This is a genomic window from Streptomyces cahuitamycinicus (assembly GCF_002891435.1).
In the GTDB taxonomy this organism is placed as follows: domain Bacteria; phylum Actinomycetota; class Actinomycetes; order Streptomycetales; family Streptomycetaceae; genus Streptomyces; species Streptomyces cahuitamycinicus.
Window position 1 is genome coordinate 1 of record NZ_POUC01000532.1, and the last position, 4,608, is coordinate 4,608.

The 4,608-nt window shown below is 70.6% G+C and carries 3 protein-coding genes; 1 reads left to right on the forward strand and 2 read right to left on the reverse strand.

The genetic code is table 11. The features are described 5' to 3' along the window. Nucleotides 1-128 precede the first annotated feature (128 nt). Both C1J00_RS38500 and C1J00_RS38505 read right to left on the reverse strand, forming a co-directional pair. Nucleotides 129-566, reverse strand: coding sequence for an NfeD family protein (locus C1J00_RS38500; RefSeq protein WP_102913536.1), 438 nt, complete (start codon nt 564-566; stop codon nt 129-131). 696 nt (nt 567-1,262) lie between these two features. Further along, nucleotides 1,263-3,413: a glycogen debranching N-terminal domain-containing protein gene (locus C1J00_RS38505; protein WP_102913537.1), complete on the reverse strand. Its 2,151-nt coding sequence runs from the start codon at nt 3,411-3,413 to the stop codon at nt 1,263-1,265. Between the two features lie 236 nt (nt 3,414-3,649). Between C1J00_RS38505 and C1J00_RS38510 the strand changes: the two genes are divergently transcribed. Then, nucleotides 3,650-4,608: LacI family DNA-binding transcriptional regulator (locus C1J00_RS38510; RefSeq protein WP_102913538.1), on the forward strand; the 959-nt coding region annotated here is incomplete at its 3' end.

Sequence of the window (4,608 nt, forward strand, 5' to 3'; positions counted from 1 at the left end):
GTTGTAGCGGCGGGCCTGCGGGACGATCCGCACCGTGGAGGCCACCAGGAAGACGATGACGAGGGCCGCCACGAGGATGGGGATGACAACTGGATCCACAGTGCCTCCGTTGCTGTGTGTTCAGCCGTTCAGGGAAGGAGCTCGCGGGGGTAGACGATGGCGGTGGCCCCTTCGATCTCCATGACGTCCACCAGCGCCCCCACCGGGATCACATGGCTCTCGTCGAGGGCCCGGGCGGACCATTCCTCACCGGAGAGCTTGATCAGACCACGGGTCGCCGTGACCTCCTTCACGACCTCGGCCCGTCGGCCGATCAAGGCGTCGCTGCCCTCGCGTGTGAGAGGTTGTTGGTCCAAGTGCCGCAGCGCGACGGGGCGGACGATGACGAGACCCGCTGCCGCTGCTATCCCGAACGCGACGAGCTGGCCGAGAACACCGATGCCCACACCTGCGACCACGGCGGCGACCAGCGCGGCGCCCGCCAGCAACCCGAACACCAGGGTCAACGTGAAGAACTCCGCGGCACCCAGCACCCCGGCGGCGAGCAGCCATACGAACCACGGCATCACATCGCCCTCCTGACAGAGGCCCTCCCCACCGAGATGCCCGCCGTGACGCCGGGCAGAACAGACAGGGAAGCCCTGGTTCTCGATCGTTGAAGGGTTGGCAGGTTGCCCCTGACCGGCGGGTACATACGGGCAGCTGAAGGCCGCGCTGGCGGTGCCGGACCAGCGGGCACCGGGGACGTCGTGGTCTCCAGACCGCGGGTGAGCTGAGGATCGCTTCGCCGCGACTGCGCCGCAAGTACATGCAGCGGATCGGTGTCGCACTGCGTCATGGCTCCTCCTCCCGGGGAACCGACATAAGGTTCCGTACCACGGTCACACACAGCCTTGCGGCACCACCATCGGGCCGTGCACCCATTTCCGCCTGCATCCGGTACCCACTACTCGCCGACACCTGAGCGCCTACGGTGCTTCTCGCCCGCCGCTCCACGAGATACGCGTCACCGGGAGTCAGCGGCTTCTTCACGTGAACGAGGGACGGGATCACCACCTTCTGAAGGCGATCTTGCGGGACGCCTATGACAAGGGGGCCATGGCGGACGACCCTCCGTCTTCTTTTTCTCCGCATAGATCTGCGTAAGGCGCTCGATCGCGTCGTCCTGTGACCGTAGCCGACCTCTGCCCCCCTGCCGCGGCGCAGGTCAGCATGCCGGACACCGTCCCGTTGGACCGGTCGTGGCACCGGCTGGGCGATCCTCAGGCCCGCAACGCCGCGGATTCCTCGACGGTCAGTCCCGCAGGTGCTGTTACCGACTCGACCCTGCCGCCGGAGTTGATGGTGACGTCGAACCGTTCCCTCGCGACGGTGAGCCCGGCGATGGTGAGCGCACCGACGGGGAGTGGGCCTGTCGGCCGGATGTGGAGACGGCCTGCGGGGACGTCGGGATCGAGGCCGGTCATCGCGGTCATGAGGGCGACGGCAGCTGCCGCCGACCAGGCTTGTGGCCGGCAGGCCGCCGGGTAGGGGACCGGGGCGGGGGTGTCCGCGCGGGCGTCGCCGCCCCACAGTTCCGGCAGCCGGTAGTCGAAGGCCGGCGCCGCGTCGAGGATGCCCTCGATGAGGCGGGCGGCCGCCTCGGGGTGGCCGCTGCGGGCGAGGCCGGTGACGGCGATGGCGGTGTCGTGCGGCCAGACGGTGCCGCAGTGGTAGCGCAGCGGGCCGAAGCCGCCGGACTGGGATGACATGGTGCGCAGTCCGTAGGAGCCGGACATGTCGGGGGCGGCTAGCCGTGCGGCGACGGCGGCGGTCTCGTCGGCGTTGAGTATGCCGGTGGCCAGGAGGTGGCCCATGTTGCTCGTGACGGAGTCGACGTGGCGGCCCGAGCCGTCAAGTGCCATGGCGGGGTAGGGGCCGTGCTGGTCGGAGACCCAGAACCGGGCGCGGAACCGGTCGGCGAGGTGGGCCGCGAAGGTCCGCCAGCGTTCGCCGTCGGGCAGCTCGAAGGCGTCGAGGAGTGCCGCCCCGGCGAGGGCCGCCTCGTAGGCGTAGCCCTGTACTTCGGCGAGAGCCAGGGGAGCTTCGGCGAGTCGGCCGTCGGCGAACCGGGCGGCGTCGCCGGAGTCCTTCCAGCCCTGGTTGGACAGACCGGTGCCGCTGTGATCGATGTAGGAGAGGAACCCGTCACCGGCCTGGGCTGCGGTCTCGATCCAGCCGAGCGCGGCCTGGAGCGCGGGCAGCAGCGGTTCGATGTCGTCGGCGGGCAGACCCCAGCGCCAGGCGTCGTGGAGCAGGCAGATCCACAGGGGGGTCGCGTCGACCGTGCCGTAGTAAACCGGCGGCAGGACAAGGCCCTGGCCGTCGTCGAAGACGCCGCGCCGCACCTCGTGGAGGATCTTGCCCGGCTCCTCCTCCGTCGCCGGATCGGTGCGGGTGCCCTGCTGGGCGGCCAGGGTGCGCAGGGTGCCCAGTGCGAGGTCGGTGCCCAGCGGCAGGAGCATCCGCGCGGCCCACAGGCTGTCCCGGCCGAAGAGCGTGAAGAACCAGGGCACACCCGCGGCGACGAAGGTATCACCGGGCGATGCGGCCATGGCCATACGCAGCGACTGGAGGTCGTCCAGGCTCTGCGCGACGAGGGCCGGCAGGCGCCGGTCGTCGGCGGTGACCTCCGGGCGCTGCCAGGTGGGTCGGGGGTCGGCGGCCGTGACGACCGCGTCGGGTTGCGAGATCTCGACGGCCAGGTGCAGGTCGACGTTCTCGCCGGGCTCGACCGTGAGGGTCCAGGTCAGCGTGGAGTGCTCGGCGTCGGGGGTGGCGCCGGTGGCGCTGACGGCGACGGCGACCGTGCCGTCGCCCCAGCGCAACTCGCCGGTGCCGGAAGAGAGTTCGTCCGCCGGCTGAAGAGGAGACCGGGGCGCGAGGCCGGCTTTCGCGTGCTCCAGGGTCACGAGGTCTCCAGCGACTTCGACCCGGACGGCGAGATGCACCGGCGCCGTCGCGGTGGAGCGGACGGTCAGCTGTTCGGTGAGCAGGCCGGGGTTGAGGATGCGCCTCCGGTCGACTCGGACGGTCGGGTCGGGAACGGCGTCGCCGAGCGCCTGGGCCAGGCCGACGAAGCGGCTGCGGCCGGGTCCGTCCGCAGCGTTCATGACCGCAACGACCGGCAGCCAGCCCTCGTCGCCGACTGCCGGAGGCGCCTTCCCGGCGTGCTCGCCGGAAGGAGCGCCGAGGGGGCGCAGCGTCACGCGCAGCAGGCTCACCGCGCGCACGTCGGCGTGGAAGAGACCCTGCACACCGGCTTCGGGAGCGGTGGCGTCGAGGTTGCCGTCCGGCTCGGACAGGATGACGGTCGGGGCGGCGAGGGTGACCGCGAGGTCGTGCAGGAGCGGCTGCCGCTGGGGTGAAGTCATGGAAGCTCCGTCCGGTGCCCTCGTGTCTCGTGGGCGGTTTGGGAGGGCGATTTGCAACCGCGCCGACTCTTGACAGTCCGGGCGCGGATCGCCACAGTAACCGATCAGAACGTTAAATTTAACGTTCAAATCCAAAGCGTGATGGCGCGACGATGCGGCACCGCGGCGGCGATACGCTGCGGCGCAGAGAACTTTGTGGAGGTGGCTTCGCGATGGCGCGAGTAACACTCGAGAGCGTGGCGCGGCATGCCTCCGTGTCGATGCAGACCGTGTCCAACGTCATCAACGCGCCGCACCGGGTGCGCCCGGAGACCCTGGCCCGTGTGCAGGCCGCCATCAAGGAGCTCAACTACCGCCCGAACCAGGCTTCCCGGACGCTGCGGACCCGGCGTTCACGTCTGATCGGCGCCCGCATCGAGCCGCCGCGCGACGGCGTCAACGGTGCCGTCCTCGCCCACTTCCTGCAGTCGCTGACCGCCCGTACCCAGGAGGCCGGCTACCGGATCGTGGTGTTCACGGCCACCGACGACGACCACGAATGCACTCTGTATGAACAGCTCCTCGACGATCACGATCTCGACGCCTTCGTCCTGCACGCCACACACGCCGGCGACCGCCGGACGGAATGGCTCACCGAGCGCCGGGTGCCGTTCGTGACCTTCGGCCGGCCCTGGGGAGCTGACCCAGATGCCCCGGAGCCGCACGGCTGGGTCGATGTCAACGGCGCGCAAGGGACCCTCGCCGCGACCCGGCATCTCATCGAGTCCGGCCACCAAAGGATCGCCTTCCTCGGCTGGCCGGAAGGTTTAGAGGTCGGCGACGACCGGCGCAGCGGCTGGTCCGCCCTTATGGCCGTGTCAGGGCTCGACACTCCGGACGGCTACGACATGGGCGTCCCCGACGGGCTCGATACCGGCCGTGAGGCCGCCGCGGCGATGCTCGATCTGCCCACTCCGCCGACCGCGATCGTCTGCGCGAGCGACTCGCTGGCCCTCGGGGCCTGGACCGAGATCACCGCCCGCGGGCTGCGTCCCGGGATCGATGTCGCGGTGGTCGGCTTCGACGACTCCCCGACCGCGGGGGTCGTCGGCCTGAGCAGCGTGGCGCAGCCGTACGACGAGGCCGCCGCCGCCTGCCTGCGGATGCTCCAGGAACTGCTGGCGAGTCCCAAACCGCCGGCCATCCCGCCCACCCC